The sequence below is a fragment of the Anaerolineales bacterium genome (assembly GCA_019637805.1).
GTDB lineage: Bacteria > Chloroflexota > Anaerolineae > Anaerolineales > UBA11579 > JAMCZK01.
Window position 1 is genome coordinate 125150 of sequence record JAHBVB010000002.1, and the last position, 25219, is coordinate 150368.

The following is a 25219-nucleotide window of genomic DNA, read 5'->3' on the forward strand; positions in this document are numbered from 1 at the left end:
ATGGCGATCGAGCATATCTTCGTTGTAGGCGCCGGCACGATGGGCAACGGCATCGCCCAAACCGCGGCCGTCTCCGGCTATCAGGTGACCATGATGGACGTGGCCGCTGAGCAGGTGCAGCGCGGCAAGGCCGCCATCGAAAAATCTGCCGCCAAGCTGGCCGAAAAAGGCAAGCTCAGCGCCGAGCAGCAGGCGGCCGCCGGCGCCATTGCCATCACCACCCAACTGGCCGGAGTGGCTGAGGCAGACTTGGTTATCGAAGCCGCCACCGAAAACCCGGAGCTCAAGTTCAAGCTCTTTCAGGATCTGGACGCCATCGCCCGCCCCGGTGTCATCCTGGCCTCCAATACCTCTTCGATCAGCATCACCAAACTGGCGGCTGCCACCGGGCGCCCGGGTGAAGTGATCGGTATGCACTTCTTCAACCCGGTGCCGCTGATGAGCCTGCTGGAAGTGGTGCGTGGCTCGGCCACCGCGGACATGACTGTGTCTGCCATACTGGAAGCCGGCGCCCAAATGGGCAAGACGGCCGTGGTGGTCAAAGACTCGCCGGGCTTTATCTCCAATCGCATTCTTTGCCCCATGATCAACGAAGCCATCCTGGCTTTTGAAGAAGGCGTCGCCGACGCCGAAGGCATCGATACCATCATGCGCCTGGGCATGGCCCATCCCATGGGACCGCTGACCTTGGCAGACCTGATCGGCCTCGATGTGGTGCTCTTCATCATGGAAGTGCTGCACCGCGACTTTGCCGACGACAAATACAAGCCGGCTGAACTGCTGCGCCAGATGGTGGCTGCCGGCGAACTGGGCCGCAAAAGCGGCAAAGGCTTTTACAGCTACTGATCGCAACGACGCATCAAAAAAGGCCGGGCGAAAGCCCGGCCTTTTTTGTTCGGGTTAGGTGATGAAGCTGGGGTAGATCTTGGCGGCAATCGCGATCAGGATAGCTGCCATCACGGCCAGCAAACCCAGGTCGAAGGCCAGGCCAAACTGGCTCTGCGCCCCGACCAGGATCAACGAACGCAGCGCATCCACCATGTAGGTCAGCGGGTTGTAGAGTGAGATGTTTTGCAGCCACCCCGGCATCATCTCGATGGGATAGATGGCGTTGCTGGCGAAGAACAGCGGCATGGTCAGCACCTGACCCACACCCATGAAACGTTCACGCTCTTTCATCCAGATGGCGATGATCAGCGAGAGTGTGGCGAAAACGATCGCCCCCAAGATCACCGTGACAAAAACGCCCAGCAGGTTGAGCAGGTTCCAGTTGGCCTGGATGCCCAGCAGGTAGATGGTCAGCATCACAATGGCAGCTTGTGAGCAGCCGCGCATGCTGGCGCCCAGGCCCTTGCCCAACACCAGGGCGGCGCGCGGCGCCGGGCTGGCCAGGAACTTGTGGATGATGCCCAGATCACGCTCCCAGATCAGCGCCAGGCCGTAGAAGATGGCCACGAAGAGCACGCTCTGCGCCAGAATGCCCGGCGCCATGAATTCGATGTAGCTGTACTCGCCGGTGGGGATGCCGCGGGCGCCCGCCAGCACCTGGCCGAAGATCAGCAGCCACAGCAGGGGCTGGATGGCGCGCGTCAGCAGGTTGAACGGGTCATGGCGGATCTTGCGCAGCTCCATCTCGAAGATGTTAAAGGTCTTGCTCCAGAAATAGGCGAAGCTGGCCAGGGGTCCACGGGTGGTGATGGCTGGGGGGCTAGCGGATTCTGCGAACGTCATCTCGGGTCCTCGATACATTGATATAAGAGCCGCTGGCCTCGATGGCCCCGCCGGCATAATGGCTGAACACGTCGTCCAGGCTGACCCCATTGCGGTTGAGGCCGGCTTTGAGCTCGCTAGGCCCGCCAATGGCGGCCACCTGGCCGTGGTGCAGGATGGCGATGCGCTGGCACAGTTCGTCGGCCTCATCCATGTAGTGGGTGGTCAGCAGGATGGTGGTGCTGAACTCCTGGCGCAGCCGCTGGATGTGCTCCCAGACCGAGGCGCGTGCGATCGGGTCCAGGCCCACGGTGGGCTCGTCCAGGAAGAGCACCCGCGGCGCATGCAGCACAGACTGGGCAATTTCCAGCCGGCGGATCATGCCGCCGGAATAGGTCTTGACCAGCTTGCCCGCCGCGTCTTGCAGGCCCATAATCCCCAGCAGGTGGTGAATGCGCTCGTCGCGCTGGGCGCGCGGCAGGTCGTAGAGCTTGGCGAAGATCAGCAGGTTCTCATAGCCGGTCAGCGTGCCGTCGGCGGAGAGCAGCTGGGGTACGTAGGCGATCACCTGGCGCACCAGATTCGCCTGCCGGGCGATGTCATAACCGGCGACTGTGGCGCTGCCGCGAGTGGGCGGAAGCAGGGTGGTCAGCATGCGCAGCATGGTAGTTTTGCCGGCCCCGTTGGGTCCCAGCAAGCCAAAGATCTCGCCCTCAGTCACGCTCAGATCAACCTGGTCCACGGCGGTGAACTTGCCAAACTCACGGGTGAGTCCCCGGGTTTCGATGATGTTCAAGGCTTCTTCCTGTCTTGCTGCTCCGGGCCTGCAAAGGCCTCCCGCAGCATCTGCAATGATTCCAGCAGCTGTTGCTGCTGTTGTGGTGAAAGGTGTGCCAGCTTGGCAGAGATAAAGCGCCGGGTGTGCGTGTTGGCTGTCTCGATGCGCTGCTTGCCTTCCGGCAGGATGCTGAGCTGTACCCGGCGGCGGTCGCTGCTGTCTGTTTCCCGCGCCACCAGCCCGCGGCGCACCAAATCGTCCACCTGCTTGGAGGTGGAGGGCGCCTCCAGGCCGATGTGCTCGGCGACCTCATTGAGGGAGCAGCCCGGATTGCGGTTGATGTAGGCCAGGGCGCGGAACTCCGGCAGGGTCAGGTTGGGGTCGCGCTGCGAACGGAACTCCTTGCGCAGCACGCGCATGACCCAGGGAATGACTTCCAAGACACTGTCGACTGCCGATTTGGTTTCTGGCATAGTCTGAATTAGTTTCTTTTTGAAACTATTTGATAATGAATATACTTCAGTGGCCCTCTACTGTCAAGCCGCCCAAACTCGTTTCCCGCTACCCAGCGGTTGGATGTATTCCTTTACAGGTACAATCGTAAAGAAAGCGAGGTAAAGATGGGTATTCTAGGTCAAATTGGCCAGTTCACGTTTTGGATTCTCCTGTTCCTGTTTCTGTTCTTTAGCGCAGTCTTCACGGTGCAGCAGCAGACTGCGGTCATTGTGCAGCGTTTTGGTAAGTTCGTCCGCATTTACAAAGCCGGTCTGAACTTCAAGATCCCCTTCATCGAGATGATCGCCGGGCGCGTCAACCTGCGTTTGCAGCAACTGGATGTTGAGATCGAAACCAAGACCCGCGACAACGTCTTTGTGCGCATGGTGGTCTCGGTGCAGTACTTGATCCGCGAAGACAAGGTGTACGACGCTTTCTACAGGCTGCAAGAGCCGCTGACCCAGATCCGTTCCTTCGTCTTCGATGTGGTGCGTGCCAACGTACCCAAGATGCTGCTGGATGAAGTCTTTGAGAACAAAGAAGACATCGCCACAGCCGTGCGCAATGAACTCTCTGACGCCATGGACGACTTTGGCTATGACATCCGCCAGACCCTGATCACAGACATCGATCCGGATGATAAGGTCAAGCAGGCCATGAATGAGATCAACACTCAGCAGCGCCTGCGCCTGGCGGCTACGGAAAAGGCTCAGGCCGAGTACATCATGACTGTGCGGGCGGCCGAGGGTGAAGCAGAAAGCAAGCGCCTGCAGGGTGTGGGTATCGCCAACCAGCGCAAGGAAATTGCGCAGGGCTTGAGTACGGCAGTGGCCGACTTCCAGAAGGAGATCAAAGAAGTCGCTCCGCAAACCGTGATGGACTTGCTGATGGTCACCCAGCACTTTGACATGCTTAAGGACATCGGCGCCCACGCCGGCAGCAAAGTAGTGTTGATCCCCTATTCCCCCAACGCGGTCTCTGACCTGACGGACCAGATGCGCAATGCGATCTTCGTCGGCGAAGAAATGACCCGCGGAGACAAGTAACCTCGTTTGCGATTTGCCAAGAGGCGGGCCAACTGGCCCGCCTCTCTTTTTTAACCCAGTACAATCAAAGGCATGGACGACTCTGCTCTCTTGGCCGAACAACTGGCTTACTACCAGGCCCGAGCACAGGAATATGACGAATCTGTCCAGCAGACCGGGCGCTTTTCCGGGCCGGGGATGCCTGCGGTGGACGCCGAATGGAACCACATCGTGCAGGCTGTGCTGGCGCTGGGGCCACAGGGCACGGCCCTGGAACTGGCCTGCGGCACTGGCCTGTGGACCCAGCACCTGGCCGAAATCGCCGGGCAGCTGACTGCTCTGGACGGGGCGGCGGAGATGCTGGCGACCAACCGCCGCAAGCTGGGCAACCCGGCCATCCAGTATGTTCAGGCGGATCTGTTCGATTGGCAGCCCCAAGCCCAATACGACCTGGTCTTTGCGGCTTTTTGGCTCTCGCATGTGCCTGCTGACCTGCTGGCCGGCCACCTGCAGCAGATCCGCCGGGCTGTAGCGCCCGGCGGGCGGCTGTTCCTGGTGGACGAGCCCGCCCGCGGCCAGCAGCTCTCCGGATCCACTGAAGGCCAAGTGCAGGAGCGCCAGCTGCATGACGGTAGCCGCTTCCGGATCGTTAAGGTGTACTACGACCCCGACCAGCTTGCCGAGCAACTGGGCGCCTTGGGCTTTGGGCAAGCTGATGTTTGGCAGGGCGACTATTTCTTTTGTTTGCAGGCGCGCGCCCAAGAGTGAGGCCATGATGACCCATCCCTCCTTTTCTGACCCCGTGGTCTGGCAGCCGAGCGAGGACTATATTGACAATGCGCGGCTGACCGAATTCATGCGTCTTCACGGCATTGCCGATTACGCCGAGTTGATGCAGCGCTCCACCCAGGACGTGGCCTGGTTTACCGAAGCCGTGCTCCAGTTCCTGGATATCCAGTTCTACGAGCCTTATTCCCAAGTGGTGGACCTCTCCAAAGGCATTGCCTGGCCGCAGTGGTGCGTAGGCGGGCAGATGAACATCGTGCACAACTGCCTGGACAAGTACATCGGCACGCCCACGGAGGCGCAACCGGCGCTGGTGTGGGAGGGCGAAGATGGCGCCACGCGCACACTGAGCTATGCCGAGCTGCACGCCCAGGTGAACCAGGCGGCCAACGCCCTGCGCAGCCTGGGGCTGCGCAAGGGCGATGCCATCGGCATCTTCATGCCGATGGCGCCCGAGATCGCCGTGGCCCTGCTGGCCATCGCCAAGATCGGCGGCATTATCCTGCCGCTGTTCTCCGGCTACGGCATGGAAGCCATGGCCAGCCGCCTGGCCGACGGCGACGCCAAGGCGCTGTTCACCGCCGACGGCTTCCCGCGCCGCGGCCGGCGAGTGAACATGAAAGCGATCGCCGACCTGGCTGCCGCCCAGCTGCCGCAGCTCAAGCACATCATCGTGCTGAACCACGCCGGGCTGGATGTGCCCTTCACCCAGGGCCGCGACCATTGGTGGCACGACTTAGTGGCCACCCAGTCCCCGCAGGCGGAAACCGAGCGCACCGCGGCGGAAGACCCGCTGATGATCATTTACACCTCCGGCACCACCGGCCGGCCCAAAGGCGCGCTGCACACTCACTGCGGGTTCCCCGTGAAAGCCGCTCAGGACATGGCCTTTGGCACCGACGTGCGCCCGGGCCACCTGATCTATTGGATGACCGATATGGGCTGGATGATGGGCCCCTGGCTGGTGTTCGGCGCCCTGCTGCTGGGCGCCAGCTTCTTCCTGTACGATGGGGCACACGACCATCCCTCCCACGACCGGCTGTGGGCCTTGGTGGCACGCCACCGCATCACCACGCTGGGCGTTTCGCCTACATTGATCCGGGCTTTGATTCCGTTCGGCGCCCGGCAATTGAACGGACACGACCTCTCCAGCCTGCGCTACTTCGCCTCGACCGGTGAGCCGTGGAACCCGGACCCCTGGCGCTGGTTGTTCGAGGTGGTGGGCGAATCGAAGCGGCCGATCATCAATTATTCGGGGGGCACTGAGATCTCCGGCGGGATTGTGATGGGCAACCCTATCCTGCCGCTGAAGGCGACCGGCTTTGCGGCGGCCTGCCCGGGGATTGCCGCCGATGTGTATGACGAGAACGGTCAGCCGGTCACCGGCCAGGTGGGCGAGCTGGTGATCACTGCGCCGTGGATCGGCATGACGCGCGGTTTTTGGCAGGATGCGGCGCGCTATAAGGAAACCTATTGGTCGCGCTGGCCGGATGTGTGGGTGCACGGCGATTGGGCGGCGCGTGATGCGGATGGGCAGTGGTACATCCTGGGCCGCTCCGACGACACGATCAAGGTAGCCGGCAAGCGCCTGGGTCCAGCTGAGGTCGAATCGGTGCTGGTGGCCCACCCGGATGTGGTGGAAGCCGCGGCGATCGGCGTGCCGGATGAGTTGAAAGGCAGCAGCGTGGTGTGCTTTTGCGTGCTGGCCGCCGGCGTGGCGGCGGATGATGCGCTGCGGCGGGAACTGCGCGCCAGCCTGGTGGCTGCGCTGGGCAAACCGTTGGCGCCGCGGGCGATCCTGTTCGTGAGCGACCTGCCCAAGACGCGCAACGCCAAGGTGATGCGCCGCATGGTGCGGGCGGCCTATCTGGGTGAAGACCCCGGCGACACCTCCTCCCTGGTGAACCCACAGGCGATGGACGAGATCCGCCGGGCGCTTTAGCCTTACAGCCCCCAAAAGATATATTAATCCCCGCGGGGGCGGGGGTTTTAATATAACTTGACAATTAATACAACTTTTCATCGCCGGTTCCAGGCACCTTAAGATACAACGCTTGGACGACAGGCGCGCATCGCTCCCTCAAAATGTCAAGCGGTTGGCGGCCCTGGACGACTAAGCCACGGTATGATTGCCAGCATATTTTTCCGCGGAGATTTCTATGGCTTTGTCTCGAGAATCCCTTACCCAACAGTTCAGCGGCGAGATCGTTTTGCCGGAAGACAGCACTTATGCCGAGCTGACCTTTGCTTTTGGCGCGTCCAGCGCCCCGGCGGCGGTGCTGCTGCCCAAGGACACGGCGGAAGTGGCGGCGGCGTTGGCGCTGGTGCGCCAACTGGGCCTGCCGCTGGCGGTGCGCAGCGGCGGCCACAGCAATGCCGGGTTAAGCACCAACGTGGGCGGCCTGGTGATCAACTTGAGCCGCATGAATACGGTGGAGTTGATCGACACCGAGCAGGGCTTGGTGCGGGTAGGCGCCGGGGCGACCTGGGGCCAGGTGGCGGAGACGCTGCGCCCGCATCAGCTGGCGATCTCCTCCGGCGACACGCGCAGTGTGGGCGTAGGCGGTCTGACCCTGGGCGGCGGGATCGGCTGGATGGTGCGCAAGTACGGCCTGGCGCTGGACCAGCTCCAGGCCGTGGAGCTGGTGACGGCGGATGGCCGCGTCTTGCGGGCCAGCCGCGCTGAGAACAGCGAACTGTTCTGGGCTTTGCGCGGGGCGGGCGGCAATTTTGGCATAGTGACCTCCTTTGAATTTGAGGCGCACCGCGTGGAAAAGGTGACCTATGCCACGATCATGTATCCGGTGGATGGCTTGGCGGGGCTGCTGAGCGCCTGGCGCCAGGCGGTGCGCGCCAGCCGCGAGGAGCTGAGCAGCTCATTTTCGCTGCTGCCGCCTTTTGGCGAGGGCGATGTGCCCAAGGCGATGGTGCTGGCCTGCTACGCCGGCGGCGGGGCGGAAGCCGAGGCGCAGCTGGCGCCCCTGCGCCAGCTGGCGACGCCGATGTTTGCGGACATCAAAGAGATCGACTACGCGGATGTGCTGGAAGAAGGCCAGCCTCCCGAAGGCATGCAGATCGTGGTCAAGAACATCTTCTACCCGGCCTTGACCGACGAAGTGATCGCGGCCATCACGGCGGCGCAAAGCCAGCCGGGCATGCGCGTCTTCCAGCTGCGCCATCTGGGCGGCGCCTACGGCCGGGTGCCGGCCGAGGAAAGCGCTTTTGCCTTCCGCGACAGCGAGATCATGATGTTCGGGGCGCACTTCTTCCCTGGGGATGCCACGCCTGCGGATATCGAGGCCGGTTTGCAACCCTGGCGAGAGGTCTCGGCGCTGGGGCGCGGCAGCTACATCAACTTCCTTAGCACGGCGACGGCAGAGGATGTGGACTTGATCTACCCAGACGAAACGCGGCAGCGGCTGGCGCAGCTGAAGCGCACCTATGACCCGGACAACCTGTTCCGGGGCAATTACAACATTATTCCAAGTTAGAAGAAGGAACCCATGGCCGCGATCTTTTATGCGCTGTCCGCAGCGCTTTCTTGGGGTGTGGGCGATTTTGCCAGTGGCCTGGCCGCCCGGCGGGTTGGCCCGGCTTACACGCTGCTGCTGTCGTTCTATGCTGGCATCGCTACGTTGGTGGTGCTGGGCCTGGCGACCGGGGAGCCGCTGCCGTCCAGCCGCGACCTGTGGATTTCGGTGGCGGCCGGCGCAGTGGGCGTGGTGAGCTTCTTCGCTTTGCTGCACGGCTTCACCACCGGGCGGATCAGTGTGGTCTCGGCAGTGTCTTCGATGCTGGCCGCCGGCGTGCCGGTGCTGTTCACGATGTTCACCGACAGCCTGCCCAGCTCGCTGCAATTCTTCGGCTTTGGCTTGGCTCTGTTCAGCATTTGGCTTTTGTCCCGGCGGCATGAGAGCCACACTGGCCCCAGCGGTTTTGGCGTGGCCGTGCTGGCCGGTTTTGGTTTTGGGCTATTCTTCATTCTGGTGGGGCAATACGCACAGGGCTCGATCTTTTGGCCGCTGGTCAGCGGGCGGGTGGTGGGCATTGGCCTGCTGATCGCTTATTTCCTGATCAGCCGCCAGCCGCTGTCGCCGCCAGCCCCGCCGCTGGGGATGCTGGCGGCGGTCGGCGTGCTGGACGCGTTGGGCAACCTGTTCTTCGTCAGTTCGGTACAGTCCGGGCGGCTGGATATTGCCTCGGTGCTGGTGTCGCTGTACCCGGCGGTGACGGTGCTGCTGGCGCGTTTCGTGATCCAGGAGCACCTCAGCCGGCTGCAGGTGCTGGGCATTCTGCTGGCGATGACGGCGACGGTGCTGGTGAGCTTATAGGCTTATCAATGCGAAGTATTCTGCATAGAGCCTAAGAACCTGCCATCGGTAAGCCTGGCTTATAGCAAGCGTAAGGATAGCCCTTCGCTCACGCTCAGGGCGACACAAAATTTACCACTGCACCGGCTCGATGCTGTAGTTCTGCAAATACTCGTTGGTTTTGGAGAATGGCTTACTGCCGAAGAAGCCGTTGTGCGCCGAGAGCGGCGAGGGGTGGGCTGACTCGATGACCAGATGCTTCATGCGGTCAATGAAGGCGCCTTTGCGGCGGGCGTAAGCGCCCCATAGGATGAAGACCAGGTTCTGGCGCTCGCGGGAGAGCACGCGCAGGGCGGCGTCGGTGAACTCTTCCCAACCCTTGCCCTGGTGCGAGCCGGCCGCGCCGCGGCGTACGGTCAGGGTGGCATTCAGCAGCAGTACGCCCTGCTGGGCCCAGCGCTCCAGGTTGCCGCTGGCGGGCGGCTGGACGCCCAAGTCATCTTTGAGTTCCTTATAGATATTGATCAGGGAAGGCGGCAGCGCCACGCCGTCGTTGACCGAGAAGCACAGCCCGTTGGCCTGCCCGGGGCCGTGGTAGGGGTCCTGGCCGAGGATGACAACCTTGACCTGCTCGAAGGGGCAGCTGTCGAAGGCGTTGAAGATCTTGCCGCCAGGCGGGTAGATGGTGAACTGTTTGTACTCGTTGCGCACGAACTCAGCCAGCTGCTGGAAGTAAGGCTGCTCGAATTCGGCGGCCAGCCTTGCTTTCCAACTGGCTTCAATGCGGACATCAGCCATGATCCAAATTCTACTCGCAAAGCCGCAGGCATCCTTCGGTATACTCAAGTTATTCCCCCAAATCATGAGGTTGGATGTTCCATGAATTTTGATCTGAGCGAAGAGCAAATCCTGTGGCGTGACGCCGTGCACGACTTTGTGGCCAAAGAGGTGCAGCCCAAGGCCAGAGAGGTGGACGAGCGCAGCGAATTCAACTGGGATGCGGCGCGCAAGATGGGGCCGCTGGGCCTGCTCGGCCTGAATGTGCCGGAGGAGTATGGCGGCAGCGGCATGGACGCGCTGAGCGCGGCGCTGGCCGTCGAACAGCTGGGCTGGGGCTGCGGCAGCACGGCGCTGGCCATCGCTGCCCACAACGGCCTGGGCTGCGCGCCGATCGCCAACTACGGTTCCGCCGAGCTCAAGCAGCGCTTTCTGCCAAAAGCCGCAACCGGTGAAGGCCGGTTAGCCGCGTTAGCGCTGACCGAGCCGGGCGCCGGATCCGACCTGAAGGGCGGCGTGCAAACCCGGGCCGAACTGCAGGGTGACGAGTGGGTGATCAACGGCAGCAAGATGTGGTGCACCAACGCTTCGATCGCCGATTTTATCGTGACACTGGTGCGCAGCGAGCCCGAAGCGCTGAGCCTGATCGTGGTACCGACGGATGCGCCTGGCCTGTCCATCGGCCCGGCGGAGAAGAAGATGGGCCTGCACGGCTCGCCGACCCACGCGGTCAGCTACCAGGACGTGCGCGTGCCGGCCGCCAACCTGGTGGGCGAGCGCGGCAAGGGTTTGGCCTATACACTGGCCACGCTGGACGGCGGGCGCATCGGCATTGGGGCGCTGTCGCTGGGCCTGGCCCAGGCCGCGCTGGACGAGGCGCTGAAGTACGCCCAGGAGCGCCATACCTTTGGCCAGCCGATCGCCCAGCACCAAGCCGTGCAGTGGATGCTGGCCGACGCCGAGACGCAGCTGCAGGCCGCCCGCCTGCTGGTATACAAGGCGGCCTGGACCAAACAGCAGGGCCGGCCCTTCAGCCAGCTGGCAGCCATGGCCAAGCTGTTCGCCACCGAGGCCGCCGAGAAGATCTGCCGGGACGCCATCCAGATCCACGGTGGTTACGGCTATTCGAGTGAGTATGCGGTGGAGCGCATTTACCGCGATGCGCGGCTGATGACGATTGGCGAAGGCACCAGCGAGATCCAGCGGCTGGTGATCGCCCGCCACCTGCTGGCGGGCAGTAATTAGCTGCTGACCGCCGGCTTAGTTGGCGGAGGCCATCGCTGCTGCGAACATGATGAAGGTGGCGATGAACCAGTGGATCAGGAACGGATAGACGAATGAGCGCGTGCGCCAGGCGATCAGCCCGAACATGAAGCCGCCGAAGATGGTGGAATAGGTTTCCAGGGCCGGTTTGCTGACGTGCGCCAGGGCGAAGGGCACGGCGTGCAGCCACAGGGCGTGCGCGCCGAAGACGCGGGCGTAGCCGAAGAGCAGCAGGCCGCGGAAGAAGAATTCCCAGCCAATCAGATCGAGAAGGGTCAGGATGGGCGTCTGCACGCCCCAATGGCGGGCATAGTAGTGCTGCAAACTGGCGTCGGTTTGGCCTAAATACCAGAGCAGCGGGGCGGCCAGGCCCACCACCAGGGCGGTCAGCGCCAGGCCGGCTTTCCAGTCGCCCAACTGGAAGCCGAATTCCCGAGGGTGTTTGCGGAAGCCGAAAATGATGACCAGCAGCGGCACGAAGAGGTAGAGCCCGACGCGGTCGATTTCCTTGAGCGGCGTGAGCCGTTCGTAGTAATCCACCAGCAGCAGCAGCGTGCTGAGGATGGTGATGGCCACCACCTCGCGGTCGAAATGCAGGTTCTCGAATTTGAAGAGATGGCGCATTAGTAGGAAAATCCTGCCCGGTTGCCTTCGGGCCCAAACAGTATCGTCAATTTCTCCCAATCGCGCCAGATCTCGCCGCCCCAGTTGAGCCACAGCAGCGCCAGCAGCAGAGCCGCCAGACCCAGCCGCCAGCGCTGGGCGCGGGCCGCGGCGGTCAGTTCGGCCCGGCGGGTCCAGGTGTCGCCGGCCAGGGCGGCGATGCCGGGCAGCAGGGCCATATGGAAGCGGTCCTCGGCGATCAGGATCAGGTGCGGCAGGGTGTAGCCGGCGATGAGCAGGTAGAGCAAAACGCGCTGGCGGGAGATGTGCGCCAAACGCCCTGCGAAGGGCAGCCCGGCGGCGGCCAGGCTGGTCAGCAGCGGGAAAGGCAGAGTGAACACGGCGAAGAGCGCCGCCAGCGGCAGGCTGGGGATGTGGCCGAAGAAATCGTTGCCGTAGAAATAGGTCAGGGCGCGGCGCTCCAGGCTGAAGAAGAAGCCCAGCTTGTCGGCCGCCAGGCGCAGAGCGCGGCCGGGGTCCTGGCGGATGAACTCCAACCCGGCCTGGGTGCCCAGGTCATTGCGCAGGCTGTCGTCCAGGTAGGGCACCAGCTCCAGCGAGATGCCGAACTGGAAAGTGCCGTTGCCCTGGGGGTGGAAGCCCATGTGCAGGTTGTAGCCCATCGAATTCTCGACGAAGGTCGGCTTGCCGTGCAGCAGGCTGTTGCGCAGGCTCCAGGGGACGACGAAGACCAGCACGGCCAGCAGGAAATAGAGCGCCGCCGAACGCCGCGGGGCGTAGAACCACAGCCAGAGCACCGCCAGGCCGACGAAACCGAAGATGACCGAGCGGGTCAGCGTGGCCAGGCCGAAGAGTGCCCCGGCCAGCAGGTAGTCACGGGCGCGGTCATGTTCCACGGCGGCCAGGGTCGCCAGCAGGCCGGCGGCCACCAGCGGGATGAAGAGATTCTCGGTGGCCAGCGCCAGCGGGTAGAGCAGCAGCATGGGGTAGACGGCCAGCGCGCCGCCGGCGAAGCGGGCGGCCTGCTGATTGCCCGGGAACAACCGCTGGGTCAGCCAATAGGTCAGCGGGGCCAGGCTGGCGCCGAGCACGGCCTGCGCCAACCGGGCGGCCAGCAGGCGCCACTGCAGGCCGCTGATGGCGTAAATGGCGGCCAGCAGGGCCGGGTAGCCCGGGGCGCGGAACGAAGTCAGCACGCCGCGCGGGTCGTAGTCGCCGATGAAGTCGATGGCGATGAATTGGCGGATCAGGTCAATGTCTTCCTGCCCGTACCAGCGGAAGCCCTGGCCGGCGGCCAGGCTGCGGGCCAGCATGTCGTATTGGAACATGTCGTCCAGCCCGATGGGCAGGTGCACGGCGAGAAGCACCGGCAGCAGGCGCAGCAGCAGCGCCAGGCCGAACAGGCGCAGGGGCAAGGGCAGGGAGCGGAGTTTATTCACGCGGCAGGCGCCCGAACCAGCGATAGCGGTTGTGGGCGATGAGATTGTAAACCGGGTCGCGCAGGAAGGGCGGGATGAGAATGAAGGCGTACAACAGCGGCCAGGGGAAGCGCAACTGGCGTAAGGCGCGCAGGGCGGCCGCCGAGCGCAGATAGGCGCGCCCATCCTCCAGCAGCACTACCGTGCTGGTGGAGAGGTCCGCCAGGCCGGCGGCGGCCAGCAGCTGCTGGCCGCGCGGCGACTGCTGGGCGACGTACTGCAGTGCGCCGGGCTTCTGGCGGGCTTGCAGGAACTCGACCACGCCGTTGCACAGCACGCAGTAGCCGTCGTAAAGGATGGTGGGTTTCATGCGGGGCGCCACATCACCAGCAGCTGCTCGTCTGCCTTCTTCAGCGAGAGTACCACGCCGGCCAGCTTGCTGACCCGGCGAAAGTAGGTCGGCATGTCCGGCGCGGCCACGGGCTGGAAACCGAATTTGGCATACAGCGGACCCAGGCGCGACTGGCACATTAGGTACAGCTCGCCGTGGTTCCCCGCCAGCAGAGCTTCAAGCAGGGCGCGGGCCAGGCCGCGCCCCTGCCAGGCGGGGGCGACGGCCAGCGAGGCCAGCTCGCGGCTGCCGTCGGCGTGCGGTTTGATCTGGATACAGCCGATGAGCTCATCTTCCGCTGAGAGGGCCACCAGGAAACGCTCCCAGGCGAGGCCGGTGGGGTTGATGCCGGCGGCGCGCACCAGCTGCCGGATGGCGGCCGCGTGCGCTTCTTGTGCCGGAACAATGCGGAAATGGGGCGGGGTGGGCTGTGGTGCGGCGCTCATCCGTCCAGCAGGGCGCGCAGGATGGCTTGCACCGCCTTGGGGTCGGCTTTGCCGCCGGTGCGCGCCATGACCTGGCCGACGAACCAGCCGATCAGGGCTTGCTTGCCGCTGCGGTAGCTGGCTACGTTGTCCGGGTTGGCGGCCACGATCTCTTCGGCCAGGGCGCGCAGTTGGCCTTCATCGCTGACCTGGCCCAGGCCCTCCGCTTCCACGATGGCGGCCGGAGCTTCTCCGCTGGCCTGCACTTTGGCCAGCAAGGCCTTGCCGGTAGGCGTGTTGACCGTGCCGGCGTCCATTAGCTTGAGGATCTCCGCCAGGTACTGCGGGGTCAGCTTGAGCTCGGCGGCACTCAGTCCGCTTTCGTTGAGCATGGCCAGGATGTCGTTCATCAGCCAGTTGGAGACGCGTTTGGGGTCGCCGGCATAGCTGGCCACGGCCGTCTCGTAATAGTCGGAGAGGGCGCGCTCGCCGCTGAGGATGTCGGCGTCGTATTCGGGCAGGCCGTATTGCTGCACAAAGCGCGCCCGGCGGGCCAGGGGCAGCTCGGGCAGGCCGGCGTGCACGGCGGCGCGCCAGGCTTCGTCCAGCACCACCGGCAGCAGGTCAGGCTCACGGAAGTAGCGGTAGTCGGCTTCGGTTTCCTTGCTGCGCATCTTGCTCAGCGTGCCGCTGTTCTCGTCCCAGCCCAGCGTCCAAGGTTGAATGGTCTCGCCGTTCTCCACGGCGCGGATCTGGCGCTCGATCTCGACCTCAATGGCCGAGCGCAGCGAGTCGATCGAGTTGACGTTCTTGATCTCGGTCTTGGTGAACAGCTCAGTGCTGCCGGCCGGCCGGATGGAGACGTTGCCGTCGGCGCGCAAGTGGCCTTTTTCCATGTCGGCTTCGGAGATGCCCAGCCAGCGCAGCAGCTGGCGCAGGCGGATCAGGTACTGGGCCGCCTCCTCGGCGGAGCGCAGGTCCGGCCCGGTGACCATCTCGACCAGCGGCACGCCGCAGCGGTTGAAGTCGATCAGGCGGCTGCCGTCGGCGCGGTGCACGGTTTTGCCGGCGTCCTCCTCGATGTGCAGCTTGTGGATGCCAATGCGGCGCACGCCGTCGGCGGTGGGCAGGTCCATGCCGCCGCCCAGCGCTAAAGGCTGGTCGAACTGCGAGATCTGGTAGCCCTTGGGCAGGTCCGGGTAGAAATAGTTCTTGCGGTCAAAGAATGACAGCGGATTGATCTCGGCGCCCATGGCGGCCGCCAGCACGGCAGCTTTTTCCACTACGCCCCAGTTGAGCACGGGCAGCACGCCGGGCAGGCCGGAGCATACCGGGCAAATGTTGGTGTTGGGCGCATCGCCCCAGGAGTCGGCCTTGCAGGCGCAAAAGATCTTGCTGGCGGTGTTGAGTTGGATGTGGGTTTCCAGACCAATGACGGCTTCGTAGGCAGGCATGCAGGGGATTTTACCAGTGGGTTGGCAGGTAGACGTGTGATCCTGAGCTGGCAGCTTGAGCGCCAAAGTCGCCCCGCACCTGTGTCACCCTGAGCAGGCAGCATAGCTGCCGGGCGAAGGGTAATTCTGGTGCGGAGTTGATCTATTCGCTTGCAGAAGAGAGGTCGTACCAGTCAGCACTCAAATCCGCAAATTTGGGATTGTGCTGGCGAACCAGGGCCAGCTTCTTGCTGCGCAACCAGCCTTTAATGCGTTTCTCGGCCGTAATCGCATCCAGTATGTGGCCGAATTCTTCAAAGTACCATAGTTGATTGATGGAGAATTTGCTGGTATAGCCAGGGATGGCTTTGGTTTTGTGTTCGTACACACGTCGTTCCAGGTCGTTGGTGACACCGACGTAGAGCATGCCGCCGTTGTTGCCGAGGATATAGACGTAGGCTTTGACCATTGTGGGTTTCCCCTCTGCTGCCCGCGTGAACGTTTTGGCAATTGATTACCCTTCGTTGGGCAGCTGCGCTGCCAACTCAGGGTGACACGGTTGGAATGTGTGTAAAAGGCATACTCATGTACATGAGTTGATTTTCTGGCCAGCTGACTTGGTTTGCGATCCCCTGCAGTGGTTATTCTTCGCGGGCGGCTTCGCTGCCGCTCAGAATGACACGCGAGGCGAAAGGATCAGCCTTGTTGCTGCTTGGCACTGCGGCGCACGTAGAGGATGCGCTGCAGGGCGGTCAGGTTGGCGCCCAGGGCCATGATGATGACCATGATCAGCGGCTGGCTGAAGAGCAGACCCAGCACCAACACAAAAAAGCGCTCCACGCGGCTGAACCAGCCGCCCTTGGCCTCAAAACCCAGGCTCTGGGCGCGGGCGCGCACATAGGAGACCAGCACAGACCCCATCGCCGCGAAATACGTGAACATCGCCAGCAGCGCATCGCCCTGCGTCTGGGCCACCCACAGCAGGCCGGCGAAGACGGCCAGCTCGCTGTAGCGGTCGGTGACCGAGTCGACGAAGGCGCCCAGGGCCTGCGGCTCGCCGCGGCGGCGGGCCAGGGCGCCGTCCAGCGCATCCAGCGGGGTGCTGAGCAGCACCAGCAAGCCGGCGTGCAGGTAATGCTGCTGGGCCACCAGCACCGCCGCGCCCCAGGTGCCCAGCACCCCGGCCAGGGTGATCTGGTTTGGGTGCACGCCCAGCTTGTACAGCGCTTCCACCAGGGGGTTCAGCACCCAGGTCAGGCTGCGCAGCCGGTCGGTGAAGGTCAGTTCCGCGGTGGGTGCGGCGGAGGCGGGCTTGGCGGTAGGTTGGCTCATTCGGGGTCCTCGTCGTTGTTGGCTTCGTAGTTGTCCAGGTCGATCAGCACTTCACGGTCTTTGCCGCCGCTCTGCACCGGGCCCAGCACGCCCATCTCTTCCAGTTCGTCAACCAGGCGGGCGGCGCGCGGGTAGCCAATGCGCAGGGCGCGCTGCAAGTGCGAAGCGCTGGACTTGCCCGTGCGGCGGATGACCTGCATGGCTTGCTCGATCAGCTCATCCTTGTCGCCCATGAGGGCGTCGCGCTGCATCAGCCCTTCCCAGGGCGCCCCTTCCGCCTCCAGTTCAGGCTCGGCGGCGGCTGGCGCCCAGGCTTGTTTCCAATAGTTGATCACCGCGTCGATCTCTTTGTCGTTGATCATCACGCCCTGCGAGCGCAGCGGGGCGGCTGCCTCGGGCGCCAGGTAGAGCATGTCGCCGCGCCCCAGCAGGGCCTCGGCGCCGGTGGTATCCAGGATCACGCGCGAGTCGACCGAGGAGGCCACCGCAAATGAAACCCGCGCCGGGAAATTGGCTTTGATCAAGCCGGTGACCACGTCGGTGCTGGGGCGCTGGGTGGCGACCACCAGGTGAATGCCCACGGCGCGCGCCATTTGCGCCAGGCGCACCAGGGTGCTCTCGGTGTGCTCGGCGGTGGACATCATCAGATCGGCCAGTTCGTCCACCAGCACCACGATGCGCGGCAGGTGCTGCTCTTGCGCGACCTTTTGGTTGAAGCTGGCCAGGTCGCGGGCGCTCTTCTGCTCCAGCAGTTTGTAGCGCCGCTGCATTTCAGAGACCAGCCAGCGCAGTACGGCGCCGATGCGCTCCAGGTCGGTTTCGACCTTGCCCAGGATGTGCGGCAGCTGGTTGAAGCGCACCAGTTCCACGCGTTTGGGGTCCAGCATCACCAGGCGCAGGTCGTTGGGGGTGTTGTTCATCGCCAGACAGATGGCGATGGCCGCCATCAGCACAGATTTGCCGGAGCCGGTGGTGCCGGCCACCAGCAGGTGCGGCATTTTGGCCAGGTCGGCGGCGATCGGTGCGCCGGAGACGTCCCGGCCCAGAGCCAGACCCAGGGATGAATTCAGTTTGTGGAAGGCCGGGCTTTCCAGGATGGGGCGCAGGCGCACCAGCGCAGTGCTGGCATTGGGCACTTCAATGCCCACGTAGGGCCGGCCCGGCACAGGGGCCTGGATGCGCAGGCGCTGGGCTGAAAGGGCCAGCGCCAGGTCGCGCTGCAGGGCGGAGATCTGCGCCACGCGCACCTTCTGGCGGTTTTCACCGTCCTCTTCGCCGGGGCGTTGAATATAGCCCGGCTCGACGGCGAATTGGGTCACGGTAGGGCCGACCTGGTAGCTGAGCACCTGGGCGGGGATGCCGAAATCCCTGAGCGCTTCTTCCAGCTTGGCGGCCATTTTGTTGATCTCGCGCTCGTCCGGCCGGCCGCCCTTTTCTTCCATCAGCAAATTGAGCGGCGGCAGTTCTGCGGCGCGGGCTATGCTGCGCAGGGCCGCTTCTGGGGCTGCGTTCTGTTCCTGCGGAATTTTGCGAAGACTGGCGGGGCGCGGTGCACTGGAGCGGGCAGGCGGCTCGGCCATCTCGAAGTCGGTCTCGTCGTGCCCAAGTGGAGAGACGGACAGCATCGGTTCGATGCTGTGGGCGGCGGGGTGCAGGCGGGCTGCGCTGCGCCGGCTGATCATCACCAGGGTGGAGTAGCCCAGCAGGGCCAGCAGCAGCAGCCAGACCAGGCCCAGCGCCAGCCAGTTGGGCAGCAGGCTGGCAAACAGCAGGCGCAGGCTTTCTGCCAGGCCCCAGCCGATCAGGCCGCCGGCCTGCCCGGCTTCAGCTACTTCCAGCGATTGGCCGTAGCCCAGGCTGAGCAGACCCAACGCGGCGAAAGTGGCCGCCTCCAGGGCGATCAGCCGCGCCAGCGGGAACGAGTTTGTGGCCCGGCGCCGGGAGAGCAGGCTCCAGCCCACCAGGGCCAGGCCGGCCACCACCAGCCAGCTGCCCCAGCCCAGCCAGCGCCGCCACAGGCCCACCCAGGGGTCCAGCCAGGCGCCGCTGGTGGCGCCGGAGAGGCCCAGCAGGGTCAGCAGGGCCAGGGCCAGCACCAGCAGACCGGCCGCCTCGGCGGCAAAGCCGCCCAGCCCGCCGCTCAGCAGCGCTTGCAGGCGCTGCCAGCGGCTGGGGCCGGACGGTGGTTGGGCGTAGGGACCGCGGTTGGCCATGCTGCCTCAGTCGAACCGGCTGGGGGTGTCCAACCACTGCGGGTCGGTGCCGGTGTCCTTCCAAGGTTGGCCGATGAGCTGCAAGCTCAGGCGCTGGCGTTCCGGCTCCACCTGCAGCACCGAGACGCGGATCTTCATGCCGGGTTCCAGCACCAGGCGCGGGTCCAGGCGCTCATGCAGGCCCATCTGCGAAATATGGATGAGACCCTCCAGCCCCTCTTCCAGCTTGGCGAAGGCACCGAAGTGCACCACTTCGGTGACTTCGGCTTCGACTTCCTTGCCGGAGGGGTAGCGCTGTAGGGCCTCTTCCCAGGGGTTGGGTTGGCCGCGCTTGACGCTGAGCGAGACGCGGCTGCGGTCGCTTTCCAATCGCAGCACCACCACGCGCAGGCGGTCGCCGGGGGCGGCGACTTCCCGCGGGTGGCCCACCCGTCCCCAGGACAGCTCGGAGATGTGCACCAGCCCTTCCACGCCGCCCAGGTCAATAAACAAGCCAAAGGGGGTCACATTGGTGACCACGCCTTCCAGCATTTGGTTTTCCTGCAGGGTCTCCAGCAAGTTTTGGCGCGAGCCGGGCGCGCTTTGGGCGGCCCGTTCGGAGAGTACAATGCGGCCGCGCTCCGGGTCGCACTCGATCACTTTGAGCTCCATCTCGGAGCCCATTAAGCCTTCCAGGAAGCGCTCAGTGATGCGGCGCCCGTCAGCGCTGGCGGCCAGATGGGAGCGGGGGACGAAGCCCTGAAACTCCTGGGCGCGCACCAGCAGGCCGCCTTTGTTGAACCCCACTACCTCGGCGTAGCACACCGCTTCGGCTTCCTGCAGTTCCAACACACGCGTCCAGTCGACCCAGTCCATCACGGGCTCATTGGCCTCGCGGGGTGGCCGGGGTGCATGGCGCGGGGTGCTGCGTTCTGCGCCGCGCGGGTCCTGCCGCGGGCCGCCGGGCTTTTGGCCGGCGGTTTGCGGTTTACGCCGAGGCGGCTTGTTGGCCGAGGCGGGCGCGTACTTCTGCTCATCCGCCATCAGCGACTGCCACCAGCCATCATCTGGGCCAAAAGAGGCCGATGGCTTGCGCGAAGAATTGCGCCGGTCGTAGTTGTTCATTCTGCGACTTCCTTTCCACGGGTTCCATTGCGACTGAGTTCTTGGGTTTCCATTTCCAGCAGGCTGCGCGCCACGGATTCGATGGCGACGCGTTGTTTGCGATACAGGTCGGCCTCGGACACGGCCAGGCGCAGGGCTACTTCGCGGACCTTGCGGCCCTGCAAGAACTTCATTTCCAGCAGGTTGTAGAGCAGCCATTCGCCGTTCAGCTTGGGGCTGCCCTCGGGCTTGTTGTGCTCGATGGCCGTGCGCAGAATGCTGCGCATGGCCTGGGCTGGGTTGCCTTCGTTTTCGTCGAGCGCCTTTTGCACCACCTTGAGGCTGCGCAAGGGGTTGTCGGTCAGCTTGGGCCCGCCCCAGTAATGGCTGAGGGCGTCCTTGACCCAGTTGGCCAGATCCGGGTATTCCGGCGGGGTGGCCGTGTCGGCCAGCACGCCGCGCTGGTCGAAGCGGGCGGCGGCGCGCAGCCGCTGCACCAGGTCGGCGCCGGGGCCGAGGGACTGCAGGGACTGCAGCGCCAGGTATTGCTGGCGGCTGCTGTCCAGCGCCAGGGCTGCCCGGGAGCCGAGCTCCTCCAGCGCATCGCGCTGGTCGTCGCGCAGCTCGACCCGGCTTTTGCGCATGACGCCCAGCAGCCCCAGCAAGTCACTGCTGCCGGGGCTGTAGAGCGGCAGCACCCAATACTTGCCCCAGGTGAAGAGCTGCGAACCGCGCTGGTCCTCCAGGGCGCGGTGCAGCTCGCCCGGGGCTTTTTGGCTGGCCAGGGGCTTGGGACGGCCCACTTCCACCACGGCGCGCAGCTCGCCGGCCTGCAAGCTGGCAATGAAGGCCGAAGGGCTTTGCAGGCGGTCGCAGACCGCGGCCAGCAAAGCTTCCAGGAATTGGCGCAGGTCGGCCTGGGTCAGGAAGCGCTCCGGCAGCTTTTGGATGAACTCCACGTCCAGCGCCTCGGACCCGAACAGCAGCCAGCGCTCCAGGGTGGGAGTGACCAGCGTAAAGGCGTGTGAAACGGCCAGCAGGGTCAGGGCCACAATGATGGGCAGGATGATATTGCTTTGAATGCCCAGCAGACCGCTGAGGCGCGTGGCCAGCGGGATGATGGAGAGCACGATGAAGACCAGCACCGGCCCGCGCAGCAGCCAGCGGAACAGGCGGGTTTTAACCACACGGTCCGGCCAGGGAGCGCCAAAGAAGGCCGTGGCGTAGGCCATGGCCACCAGGGCCCAGAAGATGAAGATGTTGCCGATGGCGGCGCTGATCAGGAAGAGTTCAGGCCAGGCCGCCGCCGCGCCGGAGCTGACCAGCAAATAGGGGTAGGCGCTGAGCGCCAGGGCCAGCGAGCCGGCAAAGAGGTAGAGCATGCGCCGGCGGCTGGTGCTGAGCACGGTGCGCTGCCAGGCGCGCCAAATGGTGGACAGCGCCAGCAGGATGACCAGCACGTAGTAGCCGCTGAAGACCAGCGACAGGTTGGTGGCGCTCAGGTGCGGCACGGGGGCGCTGTCCACCGCCGGCGGGCCGAGCAGTTGGCCGGAAAGCAACTGCACCAGGAAAAAGGCCGAGACGGCGTAGGAGAAGCGCACCGCCCAGCGCCGCCGGCCGCGCGAGGGCCGCCCGGTGGTCTCCAGCAGGGCGTCTGAGAAATGCAGGAAGGCGGCCGGCAGGAAGATGGTGCCGACCCATTGCAGGCGCAGCCAGGCGGCCCGGTTGGCAGCCACGGGCACCAGGTCGCTGATGGCTTCGCCTGCTGAAGCGACCATGATGCAGGCCAGGATGACGGCAAAGGAGCGTGAGACCCGGTCACGCAAGTTAAAGGTCAGGGCGCGCAGGAATAAGGATAGGGCGGTGATCGCAATGCTGGCTTCGAAGACTCGGTTTAGCGTTTCTAAATTATTCAGCACCAATCGCACTCGCTACTACAGGTTGATAAAGTGTTGCGGCTAGGTCAATCGCTTGGCAAAGAACAGAGCAATGTCCTGATTGTCGTAGTACCCGTCGCTGTATCCGCTAAAGCTGAAGGCCAGTTTATGCGCCAAGGAGATGGCCGGGTGGTTCTTGGATTGCATTTCCAGCACCAGGCGGTTGCAGTCCTGCTGGCGGGCCCACTGCTGGGCGGCCAGCACCAGCCGTGCGCCAATGCCCTTGCGGCGCAGTTGCGGCGCCACCACCAGGTCGGTCAGCCACACCGCCCCGGGGGCCAGCCCGGTGGACAGGGCCGCGTAGCCGCACAGTTGGCCGCCCTCTTCAGCCACCAGCAGCGCGCTGCGCTGCTGCCACTGGCTGCCCAGCGCCTCTTGCGGGCGCGGGTACTTGACGCTCATCGGCCGCGGCAGGCGGGTTTCGCGGAAGCGTACCCCGCTGGCCGGGTGGGCGCCTTCCACATCCATTTGCCAGGCATAGTCGGTGGAATAGCCGTGGTCCAGCGCCACCAAGGCGGGGATGTCCTCTTCACGGGCTGGGCGAATGCTGATTTGCAGAGTTGTCTCGTTCATGGTCCCACCTGTATTTGCACGGGGATGCGGCAGGGTGGCAGATCGGCGCCGCTGCTGTCGGTGACCACCAGTTGCAGGACGTAGTCGCCGGCGGGCAGCCGGGAGGTGTCCCAGCTTTCCACCAGCACGCCTTCACGCACCACGCCGCGCCCGGCCTGGATGGTCAGCCACAGCTCTTCTTCGGCGCGGGCCACCTCAAATTTGTAGAAGCCAAAGTTGGGCACGTCCACCGTGCCGCTGACCTGCACCGCGCCGGAAAGGCTGTCGCCCGCTTCGGGTTCACTGATGAAGATCTGCTCCGGCACACAGCCTTCAGGGTCAATGCTGACCGTGGGCAGCGGAGTGGGCGTGGTGAGTACTATCTGGTCACTGGTCGCCAGCGGCGTGTTGACCTGGGCGGCCATCTGTTCAAAGTCCAGGGTGGGGGTGGCCAGTAGCTGCTGGGCGGGCAGGGTGGTGGCGACAAAAGTGGTCATGATGAAAACGACCACCGCCAATACCAGCAGGACGAATAGGGAGAGCGCCGCTTGGTTAAGCCGCCCGCGCGAGGCTTCACGCTCCAGGTCAAATATGGCCGCACTGATCTCTTGCCACGCCAGCCAGAACCGGTAGATGTAGACAATCCCGCCCAATCCCAATACAAAATAGAGGACTGCTTCGTATTGAACAAAGAACCGTAAAACTTCAGCCATTGCTCAGGGACTACGCTAATTTGCTCAATACCCCTCGAACCAATGCGGTCAGTTTTGGCACCAGGACTTTGCCAGCTTCCAGCACTTCTTCGTGGGTGGTCTCGGTGTTGCCGTCCAAGTTGGCCTTGTTGCTGATGCCCGAGACGCCCATCACACGCGTGCCGGAATGGCGGGCCACGATGGCCTCAGGCACGGTGGACATGCCCACCGCGTCCACGCCCACCGCCTGCAGGAAGCGCAGGTCAGCGGGCGTCTCGAAGCTGGGGCCGGCCAGGCAGCAGTACACGCCTTCTTGCAGGCCAATGCCCGCCTCGGCGGCGGTCTGGCGGGCCAGCGCCTGCAGCTGGCGGTCGTAGACCTGGCTCATGTCGGGGAAACGCGGGCCGAGCTCCTCAATATTAGGCCCGCGCAGCGGGTTTTGCCCGGCCATGCCCAGCAGGTTGAGGTGGTCTGTCAGCAGCATCAACTCGCCCGGTTCGAACTGGGGGTTGACCGCGCCGGCGGCGTTGGTGATGAAGAGCTCCTGGATGCCCAGGCTCTGCATCACGCGTACGGGCAGGCCCAGGCGCGGCATGTCATAGCCTTCATAGTAATGGGTGCGGCCCTGCATGACCACCACAGACACGCCTTCCAGGGTGCCCAGCACCAGCTGGCCCACATGCCCTTTTACACCGGACACGGGCCAGCCGGGGATATCAGAATACGGGATGGCTTGGGCGTCTTCGACCGCCTCGGCCAGAGGGCCGAGGCCGGAGCCCAGGATCATGCCGACCCGCGGCCGGTGCTGGGTGCGCTCTTGCACGGCTTGGGCCGCTTTTTGAATATCGCTCAGGGTGAGGAAATCGCCCATTAAATTCAACTCCCAGAAAATGGCTAAGGACTAAGACGCGAATTATATCATCCGCGCTTTTTCGGCACGCTCAAGCCAGGATGCGGCGGAAGGCGGCCAGGGTCTTGTCCACCGCGGCGTCATCGATCCAGTAATGGGTCACGGCGCGGAAGCCCATGTAGGCGCCGTGGCCGATGCGGATACCCTCAGCGACCAGGCCGGCCACGATCTGCTCGGCGGGCAGGCTGGCGTCCTCGGCCAGCTGGAAGCGCACGATGTTGGTCTGCGGAGGGTGCACCTGCAGGGCAGGGAGCTCGGCCAGGCCGACCGCCAGGCGGGCGGCGCGGGCGTGGTCTTCATCCAGGCGTTGGCTCATCACTTGCAGGGCGATGATGCCGGCGGCGGCCAGGATGCCCGCTTGGCGCATGCCGCCGCCCAGCTGCTTGCGGATGCGGCGGGCGCGGCGGATGAAGTCGGCTGAGCCGCACAGCACAGAGCCGACCGGAGCGCACAGCGCCTTGCTCAGGCAGAAAGTGACGCTGTCGGCCGGGGCGACCAGCTCGGCCACCGAGGCGCCCAGCGCAGTGGCGGCGTTGAAGATGCGCGCCCCGTCAATGTGCAGCAGCAGGCCGTGCTGGCGGGCCAGCTGGCCCACTTCGGCGGTGTAGGCGGCGCTCAGCGCGGCGCCGTTGCAGCGGTTGTGGGTGTTCTCCAGGGCGATCAGACGGCTGATGGGGAAGTGCACATCGTCGGCGCGGATGGCCTGGCGTATATCGTCCAGGCGCAGCGTGCCATCAGCCTGGTTGGGCAGCGTACGCGGCTGGATGCCGCCCAGGGCGGCCAGGCCGGCCGTTTCGTAGATGTAGGGATGCGATAGATCGCCCAGGATGGCTTCGTCGCCGCGCTGGCAGTGGGTCAGCAGGGCGGCCAGGTTGCCCATCGCCCCGGAGGGCACGAACAGGGCCGCCTCTTTGCCGGTGGCCTCGGCGGCCAGGTCCTGCAGGCGGTTGACGGTCGGGTCTTCGCCGTAAACGTCATCGCCCACCTCGGCGGCGGCCATCGCCTGGCGCATCTCCGGCGTGGGCTGGGTGACGGTGTCGGAACGCAGGTCGATGAGGGTCATAG

At 64.6% G+C, this 25219-nt stretch carries 25 protein-coding genes; 7 read left to right on the forward strand and 18 right to left on the reverse strand.

The genetic code is table 11. From position 1 onward, the window contains the following. A complete protein-coding gene (locus tag KF885_06245) occupies positions 1-846 on the forward strand; it encodes a 3-hydroxybutyryl-CoA dehydrogenase (GenBank protein ID MBX3048753.1) in 846 nt (281 codons plus the stop codon). A 54-nt stretch (positions 847-900) separates the two neighbouring features. Here KF885_06245 and KF885_06250 read toward each other — a convergent pair whose 3' ends face one another. Genes KF885_06250 through KF885_06260 form a run of 3 tightly spaced genes read right to left on the reverse strand, consistent with a single transcriptional unit; the run spans position 901 to position 2961 of the window. After that, on the reverse strand, positions 901-1731 hold the full coding sequence (locus tag KF885_06250) for an ABC transporter permease (GenBank protein MBX3048754.1): 831 nt from the start codon (positions 1729-1731) through the stop codon (positions 901-903). Further along, positions 1709-2506 carry an ATP-binding cassette domain-containing protein gene (locus KF885_06255; protein MBX3048755.1) on the reverse strand — a complete coding sequence of 266 codons (798 nt, stop codon included), beginning with the start codon at positions 2504-2506 and terminating at the stop codon, positions 1709-1711. Before KF885_06255 ends, KF885_06250 begins: the two co-directional genes overlap by 23 nt. Further along, positions 2503-2961: a MarR family transcriptional regulator gene (locus tag KF885_06260; GenBank protein ID MBX3048756.1), complete on the reverse strand. Its 459-nt coding sequence runs from the start codon at positions 2959-2961 to the stop codon at positions 2503-2505. Before KF885_06260 ends, KF885_06255 begins: the two co-directional genes overlap by 4 nt. A gap of 147 nt (positions 2962-3108) precedes the next feature. Here KF885_06260 and KF885_06265 point away from each other — a divergent pair, with 147 nt between their 5' ends. The 5 genes from KF885_06265 to KF885_06285 all read left to right on the forward strand — a co-directional run bounded on the left by KF885_06265 (position 3109) and on the right by KF885_06285 (position 9125). Then, entirely contained in the window at positions 3109-4029 is a 921-nt protein-coding gene (locus KF885_06265; GenBank protein ID MBX3048757.1) for an SPFH domain-containing protein, read from the forward strand. Positions 4030-4101: 72 nt separating this feature from the next. Next, positions 4102-4776, forward strand: coding sequence for a class I SAM-dependent methyltransferase (locus KF885_06270; protein ID MBX3048758.1), 675 nt, complete (start codon positions 4102-4104; stop codon positions 4774-4776). Between the two features lie 4 nt (positions 4777-4780). After that, a complete protein-coding gene (locus KF885_06275; protein ID MBX3048759.1) occupies positions 4781-6736 on the forward strand; it encodes an AMP-binding protein in 1956 nt (651 codons plus the stop codon). A 217-nt stretch (positions 6737-6953) separates the two neighbouring features. Beyond that, positions 6954-8285, forward strand: a complete 1332-nt coding sequence (locus KF885_06280) for an FAD-binding oxidoreductase (GenBank protein MBX3048760.1) — start codon at positions 6954-6956, stop codon at positions 8283-8285. Between the two features lie 12 nt (positions 8286-8297). Beyond that, positions 8298-9125, forward strand: coding sequence for a DMT family transporter (locus KF885_06285; protein ID MBX3048761.1), 828 nt, complete (start codon positions 8298-8300; stop codon positions 9123-9125). Between the two features lie 111 nt (positions 9126-9236). On the opposite strand, the gene ung is transcribed toward KF885_06285, so the two are convergent. Further along, positions 9237-9902 (reverse strand): uracil-DNA glycosylase, encoded by a 666-nt coding sequence (gene ung, locus KF885_06290; GenBank protein MBX3048762.1) that lies wholly within the window; start codon positions 9900-9902, stop codon positions 9237-9239. Positions 9903-9983: 81 nt separating this feature from the next. Here ung and KF885_06295 point away from each other — a divergent pair, with 81 nt between their 5' ends. Beyond that, positions 9984-11126: an acyl-CoA dehydrogenase family protein gene (locus KF885_06295; protein MBX3048763.1), complete on the forward strand. Its 1143-nt coding sequence runs from the start codon at positions 9984-9986 to the stop codon at positions 11124-11126. A 15-nt stretch (positions 11127-11141) separates the two neighbouring features. On the opposite strand, the gene KF885_06300 is transcribed toward KF885_06295, so the two are convergent. The 14 genes from KF885_06300 to ltaE form a co-directional block, all read right to left on the reverse strand. Next, a complete protein-coding gene (locus tag KF885_06300) occupies positions 11142-11768 on the reverse strand; it encodes a CPBP family intramembrane metalloprotease (protein ID MBX3048764.1) in 627 nt (208 codons plus the stop codon). Beyond that, positions 11768-13207: a glycosyltransferase family 39 protein gene (locus KF885_06305; GenBank protein MBX3048765.1), complete on the reverse strand. Its 1440-nt coding sequence runs from the start codon at positions 13205-13207 to the stop codon at positions 11768-11770. The genes KF885_06300 and KF885_06305 overlap by 1 nt, the downstream gene beginning before the upstream one ends. Further along, positions 13200-13556, reverse strand: a complete 357-nt coding sequence (locus KF885_06310) for a DUF393 domain-containing protein (protein MBX3048766.1) — start codon at positions 13554-13556, stop codon at positions 13200-13202. Before KF885_06310 ends, KF885_06305 begins: the two co-directional genes overlap by 8 nt. Then, positions 13553-14023, reverse strand: a complete 471-nt coding sequence (locus KF885_06315) for a GNAT family N-acetyltransferase (GenBank protein MBX3048767.1) — start codon at positions 14021-14023, stop codon at positions 13553-13555. The genes KF885_06310 and KF885_06315 overlap by 4 nt, the downstream gene beginning before the upstream one ends. After that, positions 14020-15456, reverse strand: coding sequence for an Asp-tRNA(Asn)/Glu-tRNA(Gln) amidotransferase subunit GatB (gatB, locus tag KF885_06320; GenBank protein ID MBX3048768.1), 1437 nt, complete (start codon positions 15454-15456; stop codon positions 14020-14022). The genes KF885_06315 and gatB overlap by 4 nt, the downstream gene beginning before the upstream one ends. A 142-nt stretch (positions 15457-15598) precedes the next feature. Beyond that, a complete protein-coding gene (locus tag KF885_06325; GenBank protein ID MBX3048769.1) occupies positions 15599-15904 on the reverse strand; it encodes a GIY-YIG nuclease family protein in 306 nt (101 codons plus the stop codon). A 227-nt stretch (positions 15905-16131) separates the two neighbouring features. After that, positions 16132-16767 (reverse strand): CDP-alcohol phosphatidyltransferase family protein, encoded by a 636-nt coding sequence (locus KF885_06330; GenBank protein MBX3048770.1) that lies wholly within the window; start codon positions 16765-16767, stop codon positions 16132-16134. Beyond that, positions 16764-18980: a DUF87 domain-containing protein gene (locus KF885_06335; GenBank protein MBX3048771.1), complete on the reverse strand. Its 2217-nt coding sequence runs from the start codon at positions 18978-18980 to the stop codon at positions 16764-16766. Before KF885_06335 ends, KF885_06330 begins: the two co-directional genes overlap by 4 nt. Before the next feature lie 6 nt (positions 18981-18986). Next, on the reverse strand, positions 18987-20084 hold the full coding sequence (locus tag KF885_06340) for a 30S ribosomal protein S1 (protein ID MBX3048772.1): 1098 nt from the start codon (positions 20082-20084) through the stop codon (positions 18987-18989). After that, complete coding sequence (locus tag KF885_06345; GenBank protein MBX3048773.1) at positions 20081-21982, reverse strand: hypothetical protein; 1902 nt, start codon at positions 21980-21982, stop codon at positions 20081-20083. The genes KF885_06340 and KF885_06345 overlap by 4 nt, the downstream gene beginning before the upstream one ends. Positions 21983-22021: 39 nt before the next feature. Continuing rightward, positions 22022-22573 carry a GNAT family N-acetyltransferase gene (locus tag KF885_06350; GenBank protein MBX3048774.1) on the reverse strand — a complete coding sequence of 184 codons (552 nt, stop codon included), beginning with the start codon at positions 22571-22573 and terminating at the stop codon, positions 22022-22024. Then, positions 22570-23265, reverse strand: coding sequence for a hypothetical protein (locus KF885_06355; GenBank protein ID MBX3048775.1), 696 nt, complete (start codon positions 23263-23265; stop codon positions 22570-22572). Before KF885_06355 ends, KF885_06350 begins: the two co-directional genes overlap by 4 nt. Positions 23266-23275: 10 nt before the next feature. Then, on the reverse strand, positions 23276-24115 hold the full coding sequence (locus KF885_06360; GenBank protein ID MBX3048776.1) for a purine-nucleoside phosphorylase: 840 nt from the start codon (positions 24113-24115) through the stop codon (positions 23276-23278). A 70-nt stretch (positions 24116-24185) separates the two neighbouring features. Further along, complete coding sequence (gene ltaE / locus KF885_06365) at positions 24186-25217, reverse strand: low-specificity L-threonine aldolase (protein ID MBX3048777.1); 1032 nt, start codon at positions 25215-25217, stop codon at positions 24186-24188. Between the last annotated feature and the right edge of the window lie 2 nt (positions 25218-25219).